We start from the raw sequence: 22,313 nt of genomic DNA, 5'->3' as shown, positions 1-22,313 counted from the left end.
GATGCGGGACGTCTCCTGGCTGGCCCGGATCACCACCGGCGGCCCCACCCCGACCACCGGCGCGGGGGTGCTGGTCACCGACCGCTGGGTGCTCACCTGTGCCCACGTGGTGGCCGGCACCGCCCGGGCCACCGTGACCCTGGTCAACCGCCCGGCGTTTCCGCCGCTCGGCGCCACCGTGCTGCGCCGGGGCCCGTGGCGCGGCGACGGCACCGGCGACCTCGCGGTGCTCGCGCTGGACGAGCCGCTGCCCGGGTACGCGGCGGCGCCCGCGCGGTTCGCGCCGCTGCACGACTGGGCCGGGCTGCGCGCTCCGCAGCTCGCGGCCTACGGGTTCCCGGCCGGTCACGAGGTCGGTCTGAGTAGTGAAGTACGGCCCACCAGGGGCGGGTTCAGGATCGCGGGGGAGTTGGTCCAGTTGGAGCACGAGGGCACCGGCATGCCGCTCTCGCCGGGCTTCAGCGGCGGGCCGGTGGTGATCGCCGCCACCGGCGAGGTGGTGGGCCTGGTCACCGCCGCCCAGGACACCCTCTGGCGCGGGCCCGGCGACCGGGGGCGTCCGGCCGTCCGGCTCGGCCACATGCTGCCCGCCGAGGCGCTGGCCCGGTACGTGCCGGAGCTCGCCGATCTGCTGCCCGGCGCGGCCGTGCACCCCGAGGCGGTGGCCGAGCTGCGCCGGCTGCTGACCGGGCTCGAGCCGCCCGCCGATCCGCTGGAGCTCTACCGGGCGGCCGTCGGCGCGCTCGGCTGCCCGGATCCGCCGCAGCGGCCCGAGACGCTCTGGGACGCCGCCTGGTACCTGTTGGCCGAGGTGCCGCACCCGCCCGAAGGCCCGCACCCCGTCCGGGAGTTCGCTGCCCGGGTGGCCGTCGCGAGCGGGCCCGGCCCGCTGCGCGAGGCGCTGCGCCGCTGGCCGGACGGCGAACCGGCCCGGCGGCCCGCCCCGCCGGTCGGGCGGTGGCGCCCGGTGCTGGTGGAGATCACGCCGAGCGGGGCCGGGCCGGGGATGTGCCACGTCACGGTGGCCACCGTCCGGGACGGCGTGCTCGGCGAACCGCACTCGGGCACGGTGCCCAGGCCCCGGCTGCCTGGGTACGTCCGGGACCAGATCGACCAGGAGATCGGCCGGCTCGACCAGGACGCCACCGAGCTGGTCATCTTCGCCCTGCCGCGCAAGTGGCTCACCCTGCCGGTGCACGACTGGTCGCGCCGCCGGGGCGATTTCGGCCCGCTCGGCGCCGACCACGCCGTGGTGGTGGCCGACCAGCAGCGCCGGGCCGCCCCGGCCGACCGCCGCCAGCTGGAGCTCAAGTGGGCCGCCCTGCGCGGCAGTCAGGGCACCGAGCTGCACCCGGTGCCCTGCGAGGAGTCGCCGGACAGCCGGCGGTTCTACCAGCAGCTGCGCCCGCCCGAGCGGCTCCCGCTGCCCGCCCTGGGCGGCCCGCCCAAGGGCAGCCCGTACGAGGAGCTGCTGGCCGCCGCGCTCAAGGCCGGTGCCCCGGCGGTGATCTGGCCGGTACAGCCCTGTCCGGACGACCACGCCCGGGTCGACACCTGCCGCAGCGGCCGGTTCCTTGCCAGACTGGCGGAGGAGCTGGCCGACGTAGCCCCGGCCGATCTGCCCAGCAGGGTCCGGGAGTTGCGCCACCAGGCGGCGGAGAGCGAGGCTCCGCACTGGGCGGACGGCCTCGTGCTGCTCTGGGAGGACCCGGAGGTGCTGCCCAGCCCGCACCGCCCCTACCGGACCGTCCCCACCGCCCGCCGCCCGGCCGCCGACTCCGGCGGGCCGGACCCCGGCCGCCCGCACCCGGGCCGACCGGAATCCGGCCCACCCGGCTGGCCCACCGTCGACCCGGCCGACCTCTGACCGCTCGACCCGGAGCCACCGCTCAACGGAATCCGCCCGGCCACCCCGGCTGCAGGCACCGCCCAGCCGACCAGCACCAGCCCAGCCGACCAGCACCAGCCAGCCGACCAGCACCAGGCCCGCCGACCAGCAGCCGACCAGCATCAGGCCCGCCGAACAGCATCAGGAGAGTGCGCACCATGCCCCTGACCCGGATCTACCGGGGCACCGACGAGCCCCACCACGGCCTGGACGCGCTCCCGGCACCCCCACCCTGGCGCAGCTTCGACGGCGGCCCGCCGCTGAGCACCCCGGTCGACGAGGAGGGCTGCGCGGCCCCCTCGGCGCACCGCGCGGGCACCTTCCGCCCCACCCCGGAGACGGTGGAGCTGGTCAATGCCGCGCTCTACCTGCGCCGCCCGCTGCTGGTGACCGGACCGCCCGGCAGCGGCAAGTCCAGCCTGCCGTACGCGGTGGCCCGCGAGCTGGGCCTCGGGCCGGTGCTGCGGTGGAACGTCACCAGCCGCTCCACGCTGCGCGACGGGCTCTACCAGTACGACCCGCTCTCCCGGCTGTACGCCGCCAACCAGGCCACCGGGCAGGCCGGTTCGCCCGGGGCCGGGCTGGACGAGCACCTGCGGCTCGGCCCGCTGGGCACCGCACTGCTGCCGTACGCCCGGCCCCGGGTGCTCTTGATCGACGAGATCGACAAGGGCGACCTGGACCTGCCCAACGACCTGCTGCACGTGCTGGAGGACGGCCAGTACGAGATCGACGAGCTGGTGCGGGCCGCCCCGCAGCAGCCCGAGGCCCAGGTGTTGACCGCCGACGGGCGCGGGCGGGCGCCGGTGCGCGGCGGGCGGGTGCGCTGCCGGGCCTTCCCGTTCACCGTGCTGACCAGCAACGCCGAGCGGGAGTTCCCCGCCGCCTTCCTGCGCCGCTGTGTGGTGCTGGAGCTGCGGCGGCCCGAGGGCAGCGAGCTGGAGTCCATCGTCAAGGCCCATCTGCCGGGTACCGACGCCGAGTTGGTGGACGAGATCCTGCGGGTCTTCCTGGCCCGCCGGGAGGAGGGGGAGCTGGCCACCGACCAGCTGCTGAACGCGATCTACCTCACCTCCCGCCCCGAACTCACCGATGTGGCCGACCGGGCGGCGCTGGCGGCCCAGGTGATGCCCTACCTCAGCCGGGGGCAGGAGGACGATGTGTTCTGACCAGGAGCGGCAGCCCGGGGCGCCGTTCGACCCGTCGCCCGGCCGGGCGTTGGACCGACTGGTGGGCCTGCTGGCCGAGCTCGGCCGGGAGGGGCCGGAGCCGGTCGAACTCGCCGAGCTGCTCTGGCTGGCCGCCCGCTCGACCCCCGACGAGGAGGGCGGGCTCGGCGGCGGCGCCGGGCTGGCCCGGGGTGGGCGCGGCCGGGCCGGCGGGCGGGGCGGCTATGCGGAGGGAGAGGCCGCCGGCGCCCGCGGGCGGGCCGGTGGCCGGGAGTCGCGGACGGCCCTGCACCTGCCCTCGGACGATCCGGCGGACGCCCTGGGCGCCGCCGCCCCCGTGCCCACCCCGAGCGCCCCGATGCTGGCCCGCCCGCTCGCCCTGCAGCGCGCCCTGCGCCCGCTCAAGCGCCAAGTGCCCGACCCCCGGCGGAAGCTGCTCGACGAGGCCGCCACCGCGCACCGGCTGGCGGAGGCCCTGCGCGGCTCCCCGGCCGGCGGCGCGGTGCCCTGGCTGCCGGTGCTGCGCCCCGGCCGGGAGCGCTGGCTGGACCTGCGGCTGGTGCTCGACACCGGCCCCACCATGCGGCTCTGGCGCCCGCTCGCGCTCGAACTGCGCACCCTGCTGCGGCAGACCGGCGCCTTCCGGCAGGTGGAGCTCTCCGCCCTCTCCGCTCACGGCAGACTGACGGACCGTCAGATCGGCGCGGAGCGCGGTGCGGTGCTGGTGCTCAGTGACTGCATGGGCCCGCAGTGGCGGCCCGGCCCGGCGGGGGAGCGCTGGCGCCGTACCCTGCACCGGCTCACCCGGCGCTGCCCGGTGGCCGTGGTGCAGCCGCTGCCCGAGCGGCTCTGGCGGCTCGCCGCCGCGCCGGTGCTGCCCGGCCTGCTGACCGCCCCCGACGCCGGGGTGCCCAACGCCGCGTACGGGTTCAGTCCGTTCGCCGAGGCCCCGCCCGGCCCGGGCGAGCTGGTGCTGCCGGTGCTCGAACCCGGGGCCGGCTGGCTCGCCAACTGGGCCCGGCTGGTGGGCAGTCAGGGAGGTGGCCAGGTGGTCGGCTCGGCCCTGCTGCTAGGCCCCGCCCGGCCCGGGGGCGAGCCCGACGGCGAGCCCGAGGCGCTCGATCCGGCCGAACTCGATCCGGCCGAGCTGCTGCTCCGGTTCCGCGCGGTGGCCTCCCGGGAGGCGTTCGCGCTGGCCGGGCTGACCGCGCTGACCACGCCCGCACTGCCGGTGATGCGACTGCTCCAGGCCGCCAGCTTCGCCCACCCGCAGCCGCAGCACCTCGCCGAGGTGGTGGTCAGCGGGCTGCTGGCCGAACGCGAGGGGCGCCCGGACCAGTTCGAGTTCCGGCCCGGGGTGCGGGAGTTGCTGCTGCACACGCTGCCCCGGTCGACCACCCGCCGCACCGTCGGCCTGCTGGCCCGGGTCGGCGAGCAGATCGCCGCCCGGGCCGGCCGGGTGCCGAGCGAGATCGCCGCGCTGGCCGCGATCGAGGAGCCCGGCGCGGCGGTGGCCGTCGAGCAGCACGCCTTCGCGCTGATCAGCCCGGCCGCGCTGCGGGTGCTCGACGGCCCCCGCTCACCGCTGCGCCAGCCCGTCCGCACGGCCGGGCCCGGCCGTCGGCTGCCCGATCCGGCGCAGTCCCGGGCGGTGGTGCTGTTCGCCCCCGGCGACCCCTACGGCCCGCTGGACCGGGACGAGTTGGCCGCCCGCGCCGACCTGGACGCGCTGCTCGCCGCGCTCGGCGACCGGGCGCTGATCGGCCTGCAGCAGCACCGGGTGCGCACCGGCAGCGACAAGCTGCCGGGCTTCCTCGCCGATCTGCGGCTCGCGGCCGAGGAGGTCCGCGACACGCTGGTGGTCTACGTCGGCGGCGAGGTGGGCGCCGATCCGGCCGGGGGGCTGATGCTGAAGCTGCCGCGCCGCTCGCTGCGCTGGCCCGACCTGCTCGACCTGGTCACCGGCAGCCGGGCCGCCAACCGGGTGCTGGTGCTGGACGGTTGGCTCGGCTTCGGCAGCCCGGTGCCCACCGAGCCGGCCGGTCTGGGCTCCCCGGTGCACCAACTGATCGGGCTGCGCCCGCACGGCGGCCGCTCGCTGGCCGCCCGGCTGCACCAACTGCTGCGCGAGGGCGAGCCGGACGGGCGCACCGAGTTGACGGCCCGCCACCTGCTCCGCGCGGTCAAGGCCCAGGCCGAGCCCGACCACCTGATCTGGGCCCGCTCGCCGGGCGACTCCTTCCCGCTGGTGCGCAACGCGGCGCTCGCCTCGCCCCGGCCCGCCCCGGTCAGCACCCCGTACTTCTACCTCAGCCACGCCGCCGCCCCCGGCGACCGGGAGCTGGTGCGGCAGCTCTTCGAGGACCTCTGCGAGGCGGTGTACGAGGCCAGTTACCTGCCCTCCCCGGAGGCGGCGGGCTTCCTGGACCTGCCGGAGTGGGACTCCCCGGCCGGCCGGCCGCAGGTGCCGGTGGACGCCGACCACTCGGCGGCCGTGGCGGCGCTGGCCGGCTGCCGGGTCTTCGTGCCGCTCTACGCCCCGGCCTACTTCCGCCGGGCGCACTGCGGCCGGGAGTGGACGGCCTTCAGCCGCCGCCCGCGCGGCCCCGGCTGGTCCGACGGGATCCTGCCGGTGCTCTGGGAGCCGCTCCGCCCGCAGGAACTCCCAGCGGTGGCAGCCCGGTTGCACTACACCGACAGCGGGTCCGAGTCCTACGCCCGGGACGGCCTACGGGCGCTGACGGCCTCGCCGGACCGCCGGGCGCAGTACGAGCTCGTGGTGCACCGCCTGGCCGCCCGGATCGTGGACCTGGCCCACCACGCCCGGATACCGCCGGGCACCCCGCAGGGCTGGGCCGACCTGCCGGATGCCTTCACCGCGGGAGGGTGAAGGCATCCGGCGAGTCGGCCTCAAGCGACCTGAGCCTCAAGCGACCTGAGCCTCAAGTGGCCACGGCCTCAGGTGACTTCGCCGCGCCGGTTGAACCGCTCGTCCCGCCACTCGCCGCTCTCCAGCACCTCGGCGAGGTGGCGGGCGGCGTCCCAGACCTCGGTGTAGGAGAGGTAGAGGGGGGTGAAGCCGAAGCGCATCAGGTCCGGCGCGCGGAAGTCGCCGACCACGCCGCGCGCGATCAGGGCCTGGACGACGGGGTAGCCGTCGCTGTGCCGCAGGGCGATCTGGCTGCCGCGCCGCTCGTGCTCGCGCGGGGTGACCACCTCGATGCCGTCCAGCTGCTCCACCAGGGAGACGAACAGGTCGGTCAGTGCCAGGCTCTTGGCCCGCACCGTCGCCAGGTCGGCCTTCTCCCACACGTCCAGGCTGGCGCCGAGGGCGGCCTGGCCCAGCATCGAGGGCGAGCTGGTGAGGAACCGGCCGATGCCGTCCAGCGGTTCGTAGCCGGGCTCGAAGGCGAACGGCCGGGCGTGACCGAACCAGCCGCTCAACGGCTGGGCGGCGGTGGCCAGGTGGCGCTCGGCCACGTACAGGAAGGCGGGGGAGCCCGGGCCGCCGTTGAGGTACTTGTAGGTGCAGCCGACCGCGAAGTCCACGCCCGAGGCGTCGAGTTCGATCGGCAGCGCAGCGACCGAGTGGCAGACGTCCCAGATCATCAGGGCGCCGGCCGCCTGCACCCGCCGGGTGATGCCCGGCATGTCGAGCAGCTCGCCGGTGCGGTAGTCCACGTGGCTGAGCACCACGGCCGCCACGCCCTCGTCCAGCAGATCGTCCAACCGGTCGGCGTGGTCGAGCAGTTCGAGCCGCGAACCCTTGGCCAGCGAGGTCACGCCCTCGACGATGTACAGGTCGGTGGGGAAGGCGGCCCGCTCGGCCAGCACCGTGCCGCGGCCGGGCCGCAGCCGCAGCGCGGCGGACAGCACCTTGAAGAGGTTGACCGAGGTGGTGTCGCAGACCACCAGCTGCCCCGGTGCCGCGCCCAGCAGCGGGGCGACCCGGGCGCCGAGGGTGTGCGGCAGCCGGAACCAGCCGGCGTCGTTCCAGCTCTTGATCAGCTCCTGGCCCCACTCCACCTCGACCAGCTCGCGGACCCGCGCCGAGGTGCGGACGGGCAGCGCGCCCAGCGAGTTGCCGTCCAGGTAGATCAGGCCCTCGGGGAGGGTGAACTCGGCCCGGAAGTGGGCCAGCGGATCGGCGGCGTCGAGCGCCAGGCACTCCTCGCGGGTCAGCGGGTGAACGCTCACAGCTCGTTCCTCACGTTCCACAGTTCGGGGAAGACGTCCTGGTCGGCCGACTGCTTGAGCCAGCTGATGCCGCTGGAGCCGCCGGTGCCGGGCTTGGCGCCCATCGAGCGCTTGACGGCAGAGTAGTGCCGCTGGCGCCAGCGGGTGACCCGTTCGGCGGTATCGAGCAGGGCCTCGCCGAGGCGGGCCAGGTCGGCCAGCTCGGGCTCGGTGTAGACCCGCTGCCAGGCGGCCTCGACCTCGGGCAGCGCCTTGTGCCGGGCGGTGGTCGCCGCGTGCGGGGTGCTCACCCCGCGCCGGTCGAGCATCGCGAGGGCCTCGTCGTACAGGCTGGGCGCCTGCAGCGCGGTGGTGAGCTCGGCGAGCACGGCCGGCACGCCCTGGTACATCTTCAGCAGGTGCTCGGCCTTGTTGCCGAGCATGAACTCCAGCCGCAGGAAGGCCGAGGACTGGAAGCCGGAGGCCTCGCCGAGCACCGGGCGGAAGGCGTTGAACTCGGCCGGCGTCATGGTGGCCAGCAGGTCCCAGGAGCTGACCAGCACGTCCTGGACGTGCTGGCCGCGGCGCAGCGCGGCGAGGGCGGCGGTCAGGTCGTCCTCGCGCAGGGCGTGCTGCGCGGTGGTCCACTCGTGCCGCAGCAGGTCGAAGAGCAGCTCCATCACCTGGGTGGTGATGATGAAGGACAGCTCGGCGTCCACCTTGCTGCGCGGGTGCTGGAGGCTGTGCAGGGTGTCCAGGCGGACGTACTGGGCGTACGGGGTGCCGGTCTCGGGCTCGTCCTCCGGGCCGAACGACAGTTTCGGTGTACTGACACTGGCCTGGACCATGGTGATTCCTCCCGGGGCACCCGCTGTGCACGGCCCATCACGTTCGTGGGACCGGGCTCCATTGTGCGGCGGTGGCCGGGGCGGCTTGAATGGGCAGTGAACACCTGATCGGGGCCACCGCTTTCCGATCGGAAGGTCTTGGGCCGATCCGGCCTGCCGAACCGAAACCAGCCACCGGGAGCCCGTCGTGGACGCCGTTGACCGACTCCTGCTCGCCGAGCTCCAGGCCGACGCCCGGCTCTCCTACAACGAGCTCTCCCGCCGGGTGAACCTCTCCTCGCCCGCCGTCGCCGAGCGGGTCCGCCGCCTGGAGTCGGACGGCGTGATCAGCGGCTACCACGCCCACGTCGACCCCGCCCGGGCCGGCCTGACCGTCACGGCCCTGGTGCAGATCCAGTGCTACGGCCCCCGCTGCGTGCTGCGCGATCCCGAGGTGGCCGGCTGGCCCGAGGTGCTCCAGCTCCACCGCGTCACCGGCGGCGCCTGCTGCGCCCTCCTGGTCGCCGTCCGAGGCATGCCCGAGTTCGAGCGCCTGATCGACCGCCTCGGTGCCTACGGGCAGCCCGCCAGCTCGATGATCCTCTCCAGCCCCGTGCCCTGGCGCCCGGTCACCCCGGCGGAGTAGCGGGTCAGTACTTGGCCTGGGCGAAGTGGACGCCGAGCCCTTCCAGGCCGGTGAGGAAGAGTTCGGCGCCGACGGCCGCGAGCAGCAGGCCGAGCAGGCGGGAGAGCACCTCGAGCGAGGTCTGGTGGGTGCGGCGCAGGATCTGGGAGAGGGCGAGCACGCAGAGGCAGTTGATGGCGGCCACCGCCAGGTAGGCGCTGGCGATGGTCAGGTGCCAGGAGAAGGTGTCCTTCTCCAGGGACTCGACCAGCACGGCGGTGATCGCCAGCGGGCTGGCCACGTAGGGCAGCAGCAGCTCGCGCAGCCCGGCGGCGAGCGGGCCGGACTCGTCCTCCTCGTCCGGGTCGGAGCCGCCGCCGAGGTGGATGCCCAGCACCAGGGCGACGGCGTAGATGAAGAAGATGACCCCGCCCGCCAGCTGCAGCGACTGGTCGCTGATGTGGAAGAACGAGGTCAGCGGGTCCGCAGCGAAGGCCATCGCCACGCCGACCACCGCCGCCACCAGGGTGGAGACGGCGGTCAGCTGGCGCAGCTCGGCCGGTTCGCGGGTCTTGGCGGTGTGCGCGAAGGCGAGCAGCACCTTGGGCGGGCCCACCACCGCGAAGAAGGTGATGAACGCGCTACTGAGGTTGAAAGCGGACATAGCGCCCATCATGCCCCAGTGGGCGCCCGGGGGATGGCGCGGCGTCAGCCGATCACGGCCTGGGCGTCGATCTCGACCAGCATCGCCTCGTGCGGCAGCTCGACGAAGACGGTGGTGCGGCAGGGCTTGACCCCGCCCGCCACGTGCTTGTCGATGAACTCGCCGTACACCTCGTTCATCGCCGCGAAGTCCGCGCGCTTGGTCAGGTAGACCCGGAACATCACCACGTCCTCGACGGTCGCCCCGCCGGCCTCCAGCACGGCCAGCACGTTCTCCAGCGTCCGCCGGGTCTGCGCCTTCACGTCCCCGGGGTACAGGTACTCCGAGGTGGCCGGATCCTGCGGGCCCTGGCCGGAGACCTGGAGGATCGGGCCCTTGCGGACGCCCTGGGAGAACACCCAGGCCGGGGCCGGGGCGCCTTCGGTGCGGATCTCGAACTTCATCGCTGTTCCTTCACTGGGTGGAAGCCGCAGTCGGCCGAGACGGCCGCGGCGGTGGTCTGCAGCCGGGGCAGCAGGGCGAGCACCTGGCGGTGGTCGAGCAGCACGTCCGGCACCGAGACCGAGACGGCGGCCACCACCCGCCGGGTGGCGTCGTGGACGGGCACGGCCAGGCAGTTGACGAAGGGCTCGTGCTCGGCGTGGTCCTGGGCCCAGCCCTGCGCGGCCACCGTCTCCAGCTCGGCGAGCAGCGCCTCGGGCGTGGTGAGCGTGTTGGCGGTGAACGGGGTGTACTCGATCGAGGCGGCGACCTCCCGCCGCGCCGTCGGCGGCAGCGCGGCGAGCAGCACCTTGGCCACGGCCGCGCTGTGCAGCGCGGCCCGCAGGCCGACCCGGGAGTACATCCGCACCGGCTGCCGCGACTCGTACTTGTCGATGTAGATCACCTCGCCGCCCTCGTAGGCGGCCAGGTGCACCGTCTGCCCGGTGGCGGCGTTCAGCTCGGCCAGGTGCGGGGCGGCCACCGTGCGGATGCCGCGCTGTTCCAGGGCCTGCCCGGCCAGCGCGAACAGCTGCGGGCCGAGCCGGTAGCGGTGGGTCTCGTCGTGCTGGACGATCCGCTCCTGCGCCATCGGCTGGAGCAGCCGCAGCACGGTGGACTTGTGCACCCCGAGCGCGGTGGCCAGCTGCTCCAAGGTCCGCTCGCCCTGGCCGAGTTCGGCCAGCAGCTGCATCGCGCGGGCCACGGTGGAGCTGCTCACGCGGCGCCCGGGTGGTAGCCCTCGGCGTCCACCGTGGTGGCGGCCCAGGCGTCCGGGCCGGCGGCGAGCAGCCGGTCGCGGAGCTCGGCGGGCGGCGGGGTGCCCAGATCCCCCCGGGAGGTCAGGGCGGCGGCCGCCGCGAGGTGGCCCAGGCGCAGCCGGGCCGGCTCGGGCAGGCCGCGCAGGGTGCCGGCCAGGTAGCCCGCCGCGAAGGCGTCCCCGGCGCCGGTGGGCTCCACCACCTCGACCCGTAGCGCCGGCTCGGTGGTCACCGTGCCGTCGGGTGCGATCGAACTCGCCTGCCGGGCGTCGTCCTTGAGCACCAGCACGGCCGGCCGGGGCAGCAGCTTGCGCAGCGCCACGGGCTCGTCGGTGCCCAGCACCTCGCGCGCCTCGTCGGCGCCGAACAGCACCACGTCGGCCGCGTTCATCAGGAACCGCAGCGCCTGCCTGTCCCGCCCGGCCCAGAGCGCGGGCCGCCAGTTGAGGTCGAAGCTGACCAGCCGGCCGGGCACCGCCAGCAGGGTGCGCACCAGCCGGTGGCAGCTGTCCGAGAGGGCGGGAGTTATCCCGGTCAGGTGCACCAACTCGGCTGCGGCGAGCAGCGGTTCGGCGGCCGGGTCGGTGAGCAGATCGGGCCCCATCGCCGAGGCGGCCGAACCGCGCCGGTAGTAGTGCAGGCGGCTGCGCCCGGCGCCGAGATCGTACGGGTGGTCGGCGCCGGAGCCGGTCTCCTTGACGTACAGGCCGGTCGGCCGGGCCGGGTCGGCGACCACCCCGGAGGTGTCCACCCCGTGCGCGGCGATCCGCTCCACCAGCCGCCGGCCGAAGCCGTCCGCGCCGACCCGGCTCACCCAGGCGGCGGGCACGCCGAGGGCGGCCAGCGTGCAGGCGGTGTTGGACTCCGCGCCGCCGTAGCTGTGCCGGAAGCCCTCGGCCAGCTCCAGCGGGCCGGCCGGCTCGGGGATGAGCATGGCCATCGACTCGCCGAGGCAGACGGCGGCGGGCGCGGTGGCCTCGCCGGGTGCGGCGAGGCCGGCCTGGTCGGCGGCGGGAGGGGTCACCTGGGGCGCTCCAGTGCGGGGGCGGCGGGGGTCGTTGACCAGTGGTCTGGACCTGAGGTTAGATCAGCGCCGACGGCAGTGCAACGACCGTTGCGAATAGCGCAACGCGACCCTCGGCAGGAGGCTGGTCCCGGTGCAGCTGATGGATCGTGCGAAGGTGAGGGCCCTCGCCGAGGAGCGGCTCGACTGGCGGTTCAAGGCCGTGCCGGCCGCCGGCTGGGGCCGCACCGTGGCCGAGTACCTGGCCACCGGGCCCACCCTGGACGACCTGGGCACCCCGCTGGTCACCCTCGACGCCGGCGCGCTGGAGCACAACCTCGCCACCATGGCCGCCTGGTGCGCGAAGGCCGGCGTGGGCCTGGCCCCGCACGGCAAGACCACCATGGCCCCCGCCCTCTGGCAGCGCCAGCTCGACGCCGGGGCGCTCGCGATCACCCTCGCCAACCTCCCGCAGCTGCACGTGGCCCGGGCCTTCGGCCTGCGCCGGATCCACCTGGCCAACACCCTGCTCGACCCGGCCGGCCTGCGCTGGCTGGCCGCCGAACTGGCCGCCGACCCCGAGCTGCGGTTCGCCTCCTGGGTCGACTCCGTCCGCTCCGTCGAGCTGATGGCCGAGGCGCTGCGCGGCGCCCCGGCCCCGGTGGCCGTCTGCGTGGAGCTCGGCGCGCCTGGCGCGCGCACCGGCTGCCGCACCCCGGCCGAGGCCCAGGCGGTGGCCCGCGCCGTGCACGCCGCCCCCGAACTGCGGCTGGCCGGCGTCAGCGGCTACGAGGGCGCCGTCGCCCACGACGCCACCCCGGCCTCGCTCGCCGCCGTGGCCGGCTACCTGGACGCCATGGCCGAACTGCACCGACTTCTCCTCGCCGAGGGGCTGTTCGAGACCGAGGAGGTCTGGCTCACGGCCGGCGGCAGCGCCTACTTCGACACCGTGGTCGAGCGCCTCGCCCCGCTGGGCGACCACCGCACCACGGTGGTGCTGCGCTCCGGCGCCTACCTCGCCCACGACGACGGCTTCTACCGGGGCATCTCCCCGCTGGCCCGCCCCGGCGCGGACGCCACCCCCTTCCGCTCCGCCCTGCACGGCTGGGCCCGGGTGGTCTCCCGGCCCGAGCCCGGACTGGCCCTGCTGGACGGCGGCAAGCGCGACTTCTCCTTCGACGAGGGCTTCCCCGAGCCGCAACTCGTCCGTGGCCGTGGTCGCTTGGCCGGCGGGCGGATCACGGCGCTGAACGACCAGCACGCCTTCCTGCGGCAGGCCGAGGTGCGGGTCGGCGAGGTGGTCCGGCTGGGCCTCTCGCACCCCTGCACCGTCTTCGACCGCTGGACGCTGATCCCCGTGCTCGACTCGGCCGAGGCCGAACTCCCGCGCGTGGTCGACCTGGTGAGAACGTACTTCTGATCCCCGGGAGAGCTCATGCAGGACCTGCTGATCCGGGGCGCCTGGGTGGTCGACGGCACCGGCGCCCCGCGCCGCCGAGCCGACCTCGGCGTCACCGCCGGAGTGATCACCCCGCCCGAGGGCCGGGCCCGCCGGGTGATCGAGGCCGACGGCCTGGTGCTCGCCCCCGGCTTCATCGACATGCACGCCCACTCCGACCTGGCCGTGCTCACCGACCCGGCCCACCCGGCCAAGGTGAGCCAGGGCGTCACCTGCGAGGTGCTCGGCCAGGACGGCCTCTCCTACGCTCCGGTGGACGACAGCACCCTGCCGCTGCTACGCCGCCAACTCGCGGGCTGGAACGGCGATCCGGCGGGCTTCGACTGGAGCTGGCGCACCGTCGGCCAGTACCTCGACCGGCTCGACCGGGACGGGCTGGCCGCCCACGCCTGCTACCTGGTGCCGCACGGCACCCTGCGCGCGCTGGTGGTCGGCTGGGCCGACCGTCCGGCCGGCGCGGCCGAACTCGACCGGATGGGCGAGCTGTTGGCCCGGGGCCTGCGCGAGGGGGCGGTCGGCCTCTCCACCGGGCTCACCTACACCCCGGGCATGTACGCCGACCGGGCCGAACTCGCCCACCTCTGCCGGGTACTGGCCGAGCACGGCGCCTACCACTGCCCGCACACCCGCAGTTACGGCGCCGGGGCGCTGGAGGCGTACGCCGAGGTGATCGGGCTGGCCCGGGAGACCGGCTGCGCGCTCCACCTGACCCACGCCACCATGAACTTCGGCGTCAACGAGGGCCGGGCCGGCGAGTTTCTGGCCCTGGTCGACGCCGCCCGCGCCGACGGGGTCGACCTGACCCTGGACAGCTACCCATACCTGCCCGGCTCCACCACCCTGGCCGCCCTGCTGCCCTCCTGGGCCACGGCCGGCGGCCCGGCCGAGACGCTGGCCCGGCTGCGCGACCCGGCCGCCCGGGAGGCGATCCGGGTGGCCGTCGAGGAGACCGGCAGCGACGGCTGCCACGGCGTGGTGACCGACTGGACCACCATCCAGCTCTCCGGCAGCGCCACTGCCGAAGTCGGCTGCACGATAGCGGAGTTGGCGCAGCGCGGCGGGGTGGGCGGCACCACGGCGGTGAGCGGCACCACGGCCTTCCTCGACCTGCTGCTCGCCGACGAGCTGCGCACCATGATCCTCCAGCACGTGGGGCACGAGGCGAACGTCCGGGCGATCATGCGGCACCCGGCCCACACCGTCGGCAGCGACGGCCTGCTCACCGGGGCCCGGCCGCACCCGCGCGCCTGGGGCACCTTCCCGCGCTACCTGGGCCATTACAGCCGGGAGTTGGGCGTGCTCTCGCTGGAGGAGGCGGTGGCCCGGATGACCGGTCGCCCGGCCCGCCGGCTCGGCCTGCGCGGCCGGGGCCTGATCCGCACCGGCTACGCCGCCGACCTGGTCCTCTTCGATCCGGCCGCCGTCCGCGACACGGCCACCTTCGAACACCCCCGCCGCCCGCCCGAGGGCATCCCGTACGTCCTGGTCGCCGGCACGCCGGTGATCGACGACCACCACCCCACCGAGGCCCGCCCGGGCCGCACCCTGCGCCGCCGCACCCGAGGAGCCGTCCTGTGAGCGCTCACTCCGCCCCTTCCCCTGCCCCTTCCCCTGCCCCCGCCCCGCTCCTCGCCGAGCTCGCCGCCGACCGGGTGATCGCCGTGGTCCGGGCGCCCGTCATACCCGACGCGGCGGCGCTCTGTGTGGCGCTCGCCGAAGGGGGCATCCGCTGGGTCGAGTTCACCTTCACCACGCCGGAGGCGACCGAGCACCTCCGCCGGGCCGTCGCCGCCCGGACGGGCTGCCGGATCGGGTTGGGCACCGTGCTGACCGGCGGGCAGGCCGCCGAGGCGGTGGCGGCGGGCGCGGAGTACCTGGTCACCCCCGGGGTGCGGCCCGAGGTGGCCGCCGCCCCCGTACCGGTGGTCCTCGGCGCGCTCACCCCCACCGAGGTGGCCGCCGCGGTCGACCTCGGGGCCGCCGCCGTCAAGGTCTTCCCGGCCCGGGCCTTCGGTCCCGGCTACCTGCGCGATCTCCACGGCCCGTACCCGGCCGTGCCGTTGGTCGCCTCCGGTGGGGTCAACGCGGCCAACGCGGCGGATTTCCTGACGGCCGGCGCGACCGCCGTCTGCGCGGGCAGCGAGGTGGTCGCCCCGGCGCTGGTCGCGGCCGGCGACTGGGCCGAAATCACCCGCCGGGCCCGGGAGTTCACCGCTGCCCTCGGCTGACCGCCGCCACTTCCCGGCCCCGGCCCCGGCTACGGCTTCGGCTCGGTGAGCAGCAGGGCGCTGGTGGCCAGCACCAGGGCGGCGGTGGCGGCGTGGACGCCGAGGGCGGTGGCGACCGGGCCGTGGTGGCTCAGCACGATGACGGCGTCCCCGAGCGGGGTGAAGGCGGTGGCGAGCAGGGCCCAGCCGAGGGCCCGGCGGTGGCCGGTGAGCAGTAGTGCCAGCGGCACCAGCCCGGAGGTGATGTCGCGGACGCCCTTGATGTCGAAGTAGCCGGTGCCGCCCTGCGGTACGGGTATGCCGAAGCCGGGCGCGAACCCGGCCGGGGCGAGGATGAAGAACAGGCCGACGACGATGATGAACGCCGCCAGGACGGCGGCCAGTGCGGTGGCCAGACGCGTGCGGAACATGGCAGGTCCCCCCGGGGTGGTCGGGCGCTCGAGCGCCGTTTTCTAGCAGTGCTAGATGACGTGTCGACGCTAGCATGGCCTGTGCTCGATTTTCTAGCGCTGCTAGGATTCGATCCATGTCCACCCAAGAGCGCCGTGAGCGCCTCCGTGCCGAACGCCACCAGCTGATCCTGCGGGCCGCCCGGGAGCTGGCCGAGACCGAGGGCTGGGAGGCCGTCACCACCCGTCGACTGGCCGACCGGATCGAGTACAGCCAGCCCGTGCTCTACAGTCACTTCGCCGGGAAGGGCGCCATCGTCGACGCGGTCGCGCTGGTGGGCTTCGGCGAGCTTGCCGAGGTGCTGGCCGGGGCCGGCTCGGTGCGGGAGGCGGCCCGGGCCTACCTGGACTTCGCCGAGGCCCACCCCGCGCTCTACGAGGCGATGTTCACCCTTGCCACCTCGCTCTCCTTCGGCACCGAGGAGACCCCGGCCGAACTGCGCCGCGCCTTCGCCGGCTTCGTTGCGGTGCTCGCGCCCTCGGCCGGTCCGGACGACCCGGAGACCTTCGTCGAGACGGTCTGGAGCGCGCTGCACGGCCTGGCCATGCTCACCCGGGGCGGCAGGCTCCGCCCGGACCACCGGGAGCAGCGGCTGGACCTGCTGCTCACCCGGCTGGTGGGGGCTTCCTGACCCTCCGATGGCGGTGCGGCCCGGGGTGGGTTGGGATGGGCGGAGGACCCGGCACCGACGGGCCGTCACCAGCCGGCACGACACGAGGGCGCAGCAACATGACCTGTCTGAACCGCAAGGACCTGGGGCTGTTCGCCCTCCGAGCCGCCGTCGGCGGCGTACTCGTCGCCCACGGCACCCAGAAGCTGTTCGGCTGGTTCGGCGGCGGCGGGCTCGAGGGCACCGCCGCCGCGATGGAGCACATGGGCTTCGTCCCCGGCCGGGAGAGCGCGCTGGCGGCGGGCCTCGGCGAGGCGGGCGGCGGCGCCCTGCTCATCGCGGGCCTGGCCACCCCGGCCGCCGGGGCGATCGTGGCCGGCACCATGGCGGGCGCGATCTCCGTGCACGCCCCCAGCGGCTTCTTCGCCACCTCCGGCGGCTTCGAGTACCCGGCCTTCCTCGGCGCCTGCGGCGTGGCCCTCGCCGTCTCCGGCGCCGGCCGCTACTCCCTCGACCACCTGGCCGGCCACCGCCTCGACCGCCCCTGGATCGGCCTGCTCGCCTTCGCCGCCAGCGCCGTCTCCGCCGCGAGCGTGGTCACCCGCCGCCAGGAGGTGGTCCGCCGCCGCGCGGCCCGCGCCGCCGACGAGGCCGACACCCAGGACGGCGCCGGCCTCTCCTGACCCGGCCCCACTGGCCTGCGGCCACCCCCACCGCGGCCCGTTCACCCCGACCCCTCCCCAGGGAGCCCGCCATGCACCGTCCTTCCCGCCGCCCCACGGTCGCCGCCGCCGTCGCCCTCGCCGGGGCGGCCCTGCTGCTGACGGGCTGTTCCTCCGGCAGCAGCGGCAACGCCGGCTCGGCCGTCTCCTCGGCGGCGGCCGCCGCGCAGTCCGCCGCCTCCGCCGCCGCTTCGGCCGCCAACGGCCTGGCCTCCTCCGCGGCTTCGGCGGCGGCCGGCGCCCAGTCGGCGGTGGCCTCGCTCGCGGGCGGCGCCGAGTCGGCGGCCGCCTCGGCCCAGTCGGCGGCGGCCTCCGCGCTCGCGGGAGTGAAGGACGGCGTGGACGCCAAGGCGGACGTCACGCTGGGGCCCGTGGTGACCGGCTCGGACGGCCGCTCGGACGCACCGGTCACCGTCACCAACCACGCCACCAAGGGATACCGCTACAGCATCGAGGTCACCTTCAAGGACAGCTCCGGCTCGGTGGTCGACGCCGTCGTGGTCACCGTCCCCGAGGTCGCCCCCGCCGCCGTCGCCCAGGCCTCCGCCCGCAGCAACCGCACCCTCGACGGCACGGTCACGGCCACCCTCGGCGCAGCGGTCCGCTACTGAGACCGGCCCGCTGCTCGGGCGGCCGTCACAGAATGTCACCCGGAGGGCTGAAATCGGGCCGCACCGGGTGGGTACGCTGGCAGTGTCGGCGAAAATCGCGCCCATGGGAGCAACGATGACGGCCGTTCCAGAGTGGCTCATCCCGCCGGTCGGCGGATTCACCGCCGCCGATCTCGACGACATGCCCGGCCTCCCGCCGCACACCGAGCTGCTCGACGGGAGCCTCGTCTTCATGAGCCCGCAGAAGTACTTCCACTCGCTGGCGCTCTACCTGCTGGAGCGGGGCCTGCGCATGCACTGCCCGCCCGAGCTCCGCGTGGTGCGCGAGATGAGCGTGGTGCTGGGCAAGCGCGACCGTCCCGAGCCGGACGTGTCGGTGCTTCGGGCCGAGGCGGTGACCATGCGGGCGGAGGAGACGAGCTACCGGCCGGAGGACGTGGTGCTGGCGGTCGAGGTGGTCTCGCCGGATTCGATCGAGCGGGATCGCGAGCTCAAGCCCCGCAAGTACGCGCAGGCCGGCATCCCGTACTTCTGGCGGGTCGAGCAGAGCGAGGAGAGCCGCCGGCCGGTGGTGTACGCGTACGAGCTGGACGCCGAGGCGGGGGCGTACCGGGCCACCGGGGAGTACCGGGATCAGCTCAAGCTCGACCTGCCGTTCCAGGTGGAGATCGATCTGACGGAGATCGATCACCTCTGAGTCATCCGGACACGACCTTCGCGCTTCCAGCACCGGCCCGCCGCCCTGGCGGGCCGGTGTTCTGCTGGTCAGGGCAGTGCAGGTCAGGCGGGGGTGCCCGAAGGGGGAACCTTAACGGGGGCTCAAGGGGCAACCGTGGCTCTTGACGGGGGAGTTGGTCTAGTCCATTTTTATGCCAGGTGCAGGGAGCCCCTGAAACGGCACCGGTGGTCCAGACCGTGGTCCAGTCCACCGGTGCCGAATCGGCCCTGTTCGCCGCAGTGCCAAGCGTCAGATCGTGTCCGTCAGACCCCGGTCCATGCTCGATTCCCAGCTGTCATGCCCCTGGCCATACGGCCCCACCCCGTGTGTCCCACCCCGACGAGGTACGGCAGTTCCCCCACAACCAGGAGTCATGCACCCATGAATCGTGCTGTCTTCGCTCCCCGAGCGAGCGCGCCCACGCGGCGTCGCCCCAAGAGCCTGGCCGCGCTCGCGGCAGGCACCGCCGCCTCGCTGCTGCTCGGTGCGGGCCTCGCGCTCACCGGCGGCGGCACCGCCCAGGCCGCCGCCACCAACTCGACCGGTGCGCCCGCGACCAGCGGCGGCATCAAGGTCGCGTACTTCGACCAGTGGTCGGTGTACGGCAACGCCTACTACCCGAAGACCATCCAGGACACCGGTGTCGCGGGCAAACTCGACTACCTCATCTACGACTTCGCGAACATCAACCCGACTTCGCTGAAGTGTTTCGAGGCCACCAAGGCCGCCTCCCAGAACGAGGACGACCCGAACGCCGGTGACGGCGCGGCAGACGCCTTCGCGGACTACCAGAAGTCCTTCGGCGCGGACATCAGCGTGGACGGCGTGGCCGACACCTGGAACCAGCCGATCACCGGCAACTTCAACCAGCTGAAGAAGCTGAAGGCGAAGAACCCGAAGCTCAAGATCCTGATGTCGATCGGCGGTTGGACCTACTCGAAGTACTTCTCGGACGTGGCCTCCTCGGATGCCAACCGGAAGGCCTTCGTCTCCTCCTGCATCGACATGTTCATCAAGGGCAACCTCCCGGTGGACGCCGGCTTCGGCGGCCCGGGCTCGGCGGCCGGCATCTTCGACGGCTTCGACATCGACTGGGAGTACCCGGGCGGCGGCGGCCACACCGGTAACCACGCCTCGACGGCCGACAAGCAGAACTACACGCTGCTGATGGCCGAGCTGCGCTCGCAGCTCGACGCCCAGGGCAAGACCGACGGCAAGACCTACGCCCTCTCGGCGGCGGTCGGCGCGGGCCAGGACAAGATCCAGAACGTGGAGACCGACAAGCTCGGCCAGTACCTCACGTTCCTGGACGTCATGACCTACGACATGCACGGTGCGTGGGACGCCACCGGCCCGACCAACCACCAGGCGCCGCTCTACTCGGGCCCGAACGACCCGATGACGCCGGTGAAGCCGGGCAACGGCAAGTACTCGATCGACAACGCCATCAAGGCCTGGACGGTCGGCGACTCGCAGTACGGGATCAAGGGCGGCTTCCCCGCCAACAAGATCAACATGGGTGTGCCGTTCTACTACCGCGGCTGGACGGGCGTGCCCGCCGGTGCCAACCACGGCCTCTTCCAGAGCGCGACCGGCCCGGCCACGGGTGCGGCGATGTCCGGGAACGTCAACGGCATCCGGATGTACAAGGAGCTGAACGGCTTCGTCGACAACGCGGCCGACACCTACTGGGACGACACCGCGAAGGCCGCGTACTTCTACGACGGCACCACCTTCTGGACCGGTGAGAACGCCCAGTCGATCCAGGCCAAGCTCGACTACGCGCACTGCAACGGCCTCGGCGGCTCCTTCGCCTTCTCGCTCTACGACATGGGCACCCAGACCGCGCTCTTCGACAAGATGGCCAGCGCCACCGACGGCTCCGCCGCCGCCTGCCCGGCCCCGCCGACCTCCTCCTCGCCGAGCCCGTCCAGCAGCCCGACCTCCTCGCCGAGTTCGAGCCCGAGCTCCAGCCCGAGCTCCAGCCCGTCCTCTTCGCCGAGCTCCTCCCCCTCCAGCTCGCCGTCGACCTCCCCGTCGAGCAGCCCCTCCTCCAGCCCGTCCTCCTCGACCGGTGCCTGCACCGCCCCGAGCTGGAACTCCGCCACCGTCTACGCGACGGCCGGCACCAAGGTCTCCTGGAAGGGCCACAACTACACCAACAAGTGGTGGACCCAGGGCGAGGACCCGTCCGCCAGCGGCCAGTGGGGCGTCTGGGCCGACAACGGCGCCTGCTGACCCACCCCTCGCCTGACCCCGGGTACTGACGGACCCGACTGACCGAAGCACTCCGGCCCCGGACGAGCTCCCTCGTCCGGGGCCGGAGCCATGTCCGGAGCCATGTCCGGGGGTGTCGGTCAGCCCGCCGAGCCCGGCTGCGCCGAGGCCATGGCGGCGGAGGAGGCCGGGGCGAAGGAGGTGAGCAGCGAGACGGCGGTCGGTCCGACGCGCACCGGCGCACCCGGTGCCAGCAGGACGTGCTCGGTGCCGGGCCCGGCGGAGGTGTCGCACCGGAAGGAGAGCGGGGTGTCGGCCGGGACCGGCCGGTCGGTCACCAGTGCACCGAAGGCATCCCGGTGCCAGGAGACCGGGGCGCCGGCCGGGGCGGTGCTGAGCCGCGGTTGCCCGGCGCAGGGCGGGGCCAGCACCTCGACCGTCCGAGGGGCCGGCTGGCCGGGGGCGGCCGAGACCGCGAGGGCGAACGGAGCTTGGGGCTGCGGGGGCTGTGCGGGGTGCGGGTACTCCCGCAGCAGCCGCAGGCTGCTGTCGGGGACCGAGCCGTCGGGCTCGCGCACCCCGCTGAGCAGCGCGACGGTGGCGGTGCCGTCGGTACGTCGGCCCGCCAGCGTGTACAGCACCTGCGGCCCGAAGTCCTGGTGCAGCAACCGCACTTCACGGTGCGCCCCGGGCCCGCCCTGGCCGTGGGCGTCCCAGTACCGGGTGACGGCGGTCGGCGGCGCCTGCGCGGCGGCGGGGTCGGTGAGCCACCAGGGCTCGGCCGCCGAGTCGGGCGCGGTGGTCGGCGCTCCGGCGGGGGTGAGCACCTGGGCCGGGGCCGGGCCGCCCACGGCGGTGAGCGCGACCGCCAGCACGCCCGCCGTGCAGGCTGCGGCGGCGGTGCCCAGCGCGGTCCGGCGGCGGCGCCGCTGTCGGAGGATGCGGGCACGCACCCCTTGGTGGAAGCCGGGGGCGGGCCCCTCGCTCTCCTCCGCCAGGGCCGCCAGCCCCGCGTCCAGCTCGTGTTCGAACAGCCCGTCCTCGAACCGGGGGGTCATCGTGCGGCCTCGCAGACTCGTCGGGGTGCGGTGGGAAGGGCGTCGGTCGGTGGTGGCTGGCGTTCCATGGCCTGGCGCAGCTGGTCCAGCCCCCGGGAGGTGAGCCGTTTGACGTTGCCCACCGAGCAGCCCATGTTCTGGGCCGCCTCGATCTCGGACAGCCCCAGGTAGTGGCGCAGCACCACCGCCGAGCGGGTCCGCGGGGCCAGCGCGGCCAGGGCCCGGCGCAGCAGGTCGCGTTCCTCGACGCTGTGGTCCGGCGCCGCGCCGCCGTGTTCGGGCAGTTGGAAGGTCAGGATCTCCTTGAGCCGGCGCTTGCGGACGCTGCTGATGTGGGTGTTGACGATCGCGGTGCGAACGTAACCCTCCTCGTAGCCCTGCTCGCTCACCCGGTCCCAGTGGCGGTAGCACTTCGCCAGCGCGGTCTGCAGCAGGTCCTCGGCCAGGCCCCGGTCGTTGGTGAGCAGGTGGCACATCCGCAGCAGCGCGCTCGACCGCGCCAGGACGAACTCCTCGAACCTGGCCTCCTTCTCACTGTGCCGCACGCTGCTCCTCCGGGGTTCCCTGCGGAGCCTGCTTGCCGCCGCACCCCTTATGAACAGGCATGATGCCGCCCGGGTTGCCTCCACCGGGAGTGACGGTCGTCA

21 protein-coding genes are annotated in these 22,313 nt (G+C 74.5%); 12 read left to right on the top strand and 9 right to left on the bottom strand.

Features of this window, described 5'->3' with window-relative positions:
* The first annotated feature begins 1 nt into the window (after position 1).
* The 3 genes from CFP65_RS10980 (at position 2) to CFP65_RS10970 (ending at position 5,947) form a co-directional block, all read left to right on the top strand.
* Positions 2–1,867, top strand: a complete 1,866-nt coding sequence (locus CFP65_RS10980) for a trypsin-like peptidase domain-containing protein (RefSeq protein ID WP_104815931.1) — start codon at positions 2–4, stop codon at positions 1,865–1,867.
* A 179-nt stretch (positions 1,868–2,046) separates the two neighbouring features.
* Positions 2,047–3,057 (top strand): MoxR family ATPase, encoded by a 1,011-nt coding sequence (locus CFP65_RS10975; RefSeq protein WP_104815930.1) that lies wholly within the window; start codon positions 2,047–2,049, stop codon positions 3,055–3,057.
* Positions 3,047–5,947, top strand: a complete 2,901-nt coding sequence (locus CFP65_RS10970) for a TIR-like protein FxsC (RefSeq protein WP_104815929.1) — start codon at positions 3,047–3,049, stop codon at positions 5,945–5,947. The genes CFP65_RS10975 and CFP65_RS10970 overlap by 11 nt, the downstream gene beginning before the upstream one ends.
* A gap of 68 nt (positions 5,948–6,015) precedes the next feature.
* Here CFP65_RS10970 and kynU read toward each other — a convergent pair whose 3' ends face one another.
* Both kynU and CFP65_RS10960 read right to left on the bottom strand, forming a co-directional pair.
* Complete coding sequence (gene kynU / locus CFP65_RS10965) at positions 6,016–7,254, bottom strand: kynureninase (protein ID WP_104815928.1); 1,239 nt, start codon at positions 7,252–7,254, stop codon at positions 6,016–6,018.
* Complete coding sequence (locus CFP65_RS10960; RefSeq protein WP_104815927.1) at positions 7,251–8,081, bottom strand: tryptophan 2,3-dioxygenase; 831 nt, start codon at positions 8,079–8,081, stop codon at positions 7,251–7,253. The genes kynU and CFP65_RS10960 overlap by 4 nt, the downstream gene beginning before the upstream one ends.
* Positions 8,082–8,268: 187 nt before the next feature.
* Here CFP65_RS10960 and CFP65_RS10955 point away from each other — a divergent pair, with 187 nt between their 5' ends.
* Positions 8,269–8,706, top strand: a complete 438-nt coding sequence (locus tag CFP65_RS10955; RefSeq protein WP_104815926.1) for an Lrp/AsnC family transcriptional regulator — start codon at positions 8,269–8,271, stop codon at positions 8,704–8,706.
* A gap of 4 nt (positions 8,707–8,710) precedes the next feature.
* Here the strand turns inward: CFP65_RS10955 and CFP65_RS10950 are convergent, their stop codons facing one another.
* The 4 genes from CFP65_RS10950 to CFP65_RS10935 are packed head-to-tail and all read right to left on the bottom strand — an operon-like array spanning position 8,711 to position 11,614.
* Entirely contained in the window at positions 8,711–9,349 is a 639-nt protein-coding gene (locus CFP65_RS10950) for a MarC family protein (RefSeq protein ID WP_104815925.1), read from the bottom strand.
* Positions 9,350–9,393: 44 nt separating this feature from the next.
* Positions 9,394–9,792: a RidA family protein gene (locus CFP65_RS10945; RefSeq protein WP_104815924.1), complete on the bottom strand. Its 399-nt coding sequence runs from the start codon at positions 9,790–9,792 to the stop codon at positions 9,394–9,396.
* Positions 9,789–10,550 carry an IclR family transcriptional regulator gene (locus CFP65_RS10940; RefSeq protein ID WP_254552334.1) on the bottom strand — a complete coding sequence of 254 codons (762 nt, stop codon included), beginning with the start codon at positions 10,548–10,550 and terminating at the stop codon, positions 9,789–9,791. Before CFP65_RS10940 ends, CFP65_RS10945 begins: the two co-directional genes overlap by 4 nt.
* Positions 10,547–11,614, bottom strand: a complete 1,068-nt coding sequence (locus CFP65_RS10935; protein ID WP_254552333.1) for a sugar kinase — start codon at positions 11,612–11,614, stop codon at positions 10,547–10,549. The genes CFP65_RS10940 and CFP65_RS10935 overlap by 4 nt, the downstream gene beginning before the upstream one ends.
* A gap of 142 nt (positions 11,615–11,756) precedes the next feature.
* Between CFP65_RS10935 and CFP65_RS10930 the strand changes: the two genes are divergently transcribed.
* Genes CFP65_RS10930 through CFP65_RS10920 form a run of 3 tightly spaced genes read left to right on the top strand, consistent with a single transcriptional unit; the run spans position 11,757 to position 15,280 of the window.
* On the top strand, positions 11,757–13,013 hold the full coding sequence (locus CFP65_RS10930; RefSeq protein WP_104820780.1) for an alanine racemase: 1,257 nt from the start codon (positions 11,757–11,759) through the stop codon (positions 13,011–13,013).
* Between the two features lie 15 nt (positions 13,014–13,028).
* Entirely contained in the window at positions 13,029–14,630 is a 1,602-nt protein-coding gene (locus CFP65_RS10925) for an amidohydrolase family protein (RefSeq protein WP_104815923.1), read from the top strand.
* Positions 14,627–15,280 carry a bifunctional 4-hydroxy-2-oxoglutarate aldolase/2-dehydro-3-deoxy-phosphogluconate aldolase gene (locus tag CFP65_RS10920; RefSeq protein WP_104815922.1) on the top strand — a complete coding sequence of 218 codons (654 nt, stop codon included), beginning with the start codon at positions 14,627–14,629 and terminating at the stop codon, positions 15,278–15,280. The genes CFP65_RS10925 and CFP65_RS10920 overlap by 4 nt, the downstream gene beginning before the upstream one ends.
* Positions 15,281–15,309: 29 nt before the next feature.
* On the opposite strand, the gene CFP65_RS10915 is transcribed toward CFP65_RS10920, so the two are convergent.
* Positions 15,310–15,690 carry a DUF4267 domain-containing protein gene (locus CFP65_RS10915; RefSeq protein WP_104815921.1) on the bottom strand — a complete coding sequence of 127 codons (381 nt, stop codon included), beginning with the start codon at positions 15,688–15,690 and terminating at the stop codon, positions 15,310–15,312.
* A 116-nt stretch (positions 15,691–15,806) separates the two neighbouring features.
* On the opposite strand from CFP65_RS10915, the gene CFP65_RS10910 reads away from it, so the two are divergent.
* The 5 genes from CFP65_RS10910 (at position 15,807) to CFP65_RS10890 (ending at position 20,629) form a co-directional block, all read left to right on the top strand.
* The gene (locus CFP65_RS10910; RefSeq protein ID WP_104815920.1) at positions 15,807–16,361 is read left to right on the top strand and encodes a TetR/AcrR family transcriptional regulator; all 555 of its coding nucleotides are present in this window, start codon (positions 15,807–15,809) and stop codon (positions 16,359–16,361) included.
* Positions 16,362–16,459: 98 nt separating this feature from the next.
* Positions 16,460–17,023: a DoxX family protein gene (locus tag CFP65_RS10905; RefSeq protein ID WP_104815919.1), complete on the top strand. Its 564-nt coding sequence runs from the start codon at positions 16,460–16,462 to the stop codon at positions 17,021–17,023.
* A gap of 71 nt (positions 17,024–17,094) precedes the next feature.
* On the top strand, positions 17,095–17,673 hold the full coding sequence (locus tag CFP65_RS10900) for a hypothetical protein (protein WP_104815918.1): 579 nt from the start codon (positions 17,095–17,097) through the stop codon (positions 17,671–17,673).
* Positions 17,674–17,788: 115 nt separating this feature from the next.
* Positions 17,789–18,370 carry a Uma2 family endonuclease gene (locus CFP65_RS10895; protein WP_104815917.1) on the top strand — a complete coding sequence of 194 codons (582 nt, stop codon included), beginning with the start codon at positions 17,789–17,791 and terminating at the stop codon, positions 18,368–18,370.
* Between the two features lie 402 nt (positions 18,371–18,772).
* Positions 18,773–20,629, top strand: a complete 1,857-nt coding sequence (locus CFP65_RS10890) for a glycosyl hydrolase family 18 protein (RefSeq protein WP_104815916.1) — start codon at positions 18,773–18,775, stop codon at positions 20,627–20,629.
* A 119-nt stretch (positions 20,630–20,748) separates the two neighbouring features.
* Here CFP65_RS10890 and CFP65_RS10885 read toward each other — a convergent pair whose 3' ends face one another.
* Both CFP65_RS10885 and CFP65_RS10880 read right to left on the bottom strand, forming a co-directional pair.
* The gene (locus CFP65_RS10885) at positions 20,749–21,666 is read right to left on the bottom strand and encodes a hypothetical protein (protein WP_104815915.1); all 918 of its coding nucleotides are present in this window, start codon (positions 21,664–21,666) and stop codon (positions 20,749–20,751) included.
* Positions 21,663–22,211 (bottom strand): SigE family RNA polymerase sigma factor, encoded by a 549-nt coding sequence (locus CFP65_RS10880; protein WP_104815914.1) that lies wholly within the window; start codon positions 22,209–22,211, stop codon positions 21,663–21,665. The genes CFP65_RS10885 and CFP65_RS10880 overlap by 4 nt, the downstream gene beginning before the upstream one ends.
* Positions 22,212–22,313 lie beyond the last annotated feature (102 nt).

Origin of the sequence: Kitasatospora sp. MMS16-BH015 (assembly GCF_002943525.1) — a bacterium.
Classification (GTDB): Bacteria; Actinomycetota; Actinomycetes; order Streptomycetales; family Streptomycetaceae; genus Kitasatospora.
The sequence above is the reverse complement of the archived record's forward strand: the minus strand, read 5'-3'. Positions and strand labels throughout refer to the sequence as shown.

What these genes read in the sequence shown, in the direction of transcription:
- CFP65_RS10980 (WP_104815931.1), top strand. Translation starts at nt 2, where the DNA reads ATGCGGGACGTCTCCTGGCTGGCCCGGATCACCACCGGCGGCCCCACC.
- CFP65_RS10975 (WP_104815930.1), top strand. Translation starts at nt 2,047, where the DNA reads ATGCCCCTGACCCGGATCTACCGGGGCACCGACGAGCCCCACCACGGC.
- CFP65_RS10970 (WP_104815929.1), top strand. Translation starts at nt 3,047, where the DNA reads ATGTGTTCTGACCAGGAGCGGCAGCCCGGGGCGCCGTTCGACCCGTCG.
- CFP65_RS10960 (WP_104815927.1), bottom strand. Translation starts at nt 8,081, where the DNA reads ATGGTCCAGGCCAGTGTCAGTACACCGAAACTGTCGTTCGGCCCGGAG.
- CFP65_RS10950 (WP_104815925.1), bottom strand. Translation starts at nt 9,349, where the DNA reads ATGTCCGCTTTCAACCTCAGTAGCGCGTTCATCACCTTCTTCGCGGTG.
- CFP65_RS10945 (WP_104815924.1), bottom strand. Translation starts at nt 9,792, where the DNA reads ATGAAGTTCGAGATCCGCACCGAAGGCGCCCCGGCCCCGGCCTGGGTG.
- CFP65_RS10930 (WP_104820780.1), top strand. Translation starts at nt 11,757, where the DNA reads ATGGATCGTGCGAAGGTGAGGGCCCTCGCCGAGGAGCGGCTCGACTGG.
- CFP65_RS10925 (WP_104815923.1), top strand. Translation starts at nt 13,029, where the DNA reads ATGCAGGACCTGCTGATCCGGGGCGCCTGGGTGGTCGACGGCACCGGC.
- CFP65_RS10915 (WP_104815921.1), bottom strand. Translation starts at nt 15,690, where the DNA reads ATGTTCCGCACGCGTCTGGCCACCGCACTGGCCGCCGTCCTGGCGGCG.
- CFP65_RS10910 (WP_104815920.1), top strand. Translation starts at nt 15,807, where the DNA reads ATGTCCACCCAAGAGCGCCGTGAGCGCCTCCGTGCCGAACGCCACCAG.
- CFP65_RS10905 (WP_104815919.1), top strand. Translation starts at nt 16,460, where the DNA reads ATGACCTGTCTGAACCGCAAGGACCTGGGGCTGTTCGCCCTCCGAGCC.
- CFP65_RS10900 (WP_104815918.1), top strand. Translation starts at nt 17,095, where the DNA reads ATGCACCGTCCTTCCCGCCGCCCCACGGTCGCCGCCGCCGTCGCCCTC.
- CFP65_RS10895 (WP_104815917.1), top strand. Translation starts at nt 17,789, where the DNA reads ATGACGGCCGTTCCAGAGTGGCTCATCCCGCCGGTCGGCGGATTCACC.
- CFP65_RS10890 (WP_104815916.1), top strand. Translation starts at nt 18,773, where the DNA reads ATGAATCGTGCTGTCTTCGCTCCCCGAGCGAGCGCGCCCACGCGGCGT.
- CFP65_RS10885 (WP_104815915.1), bottom strand. Translation starts at nt 21,666, where the DNA reads ATGACCCCCCGGTTCGAGGACGGGCTGTTCGAACACGAGCTGGACGCG.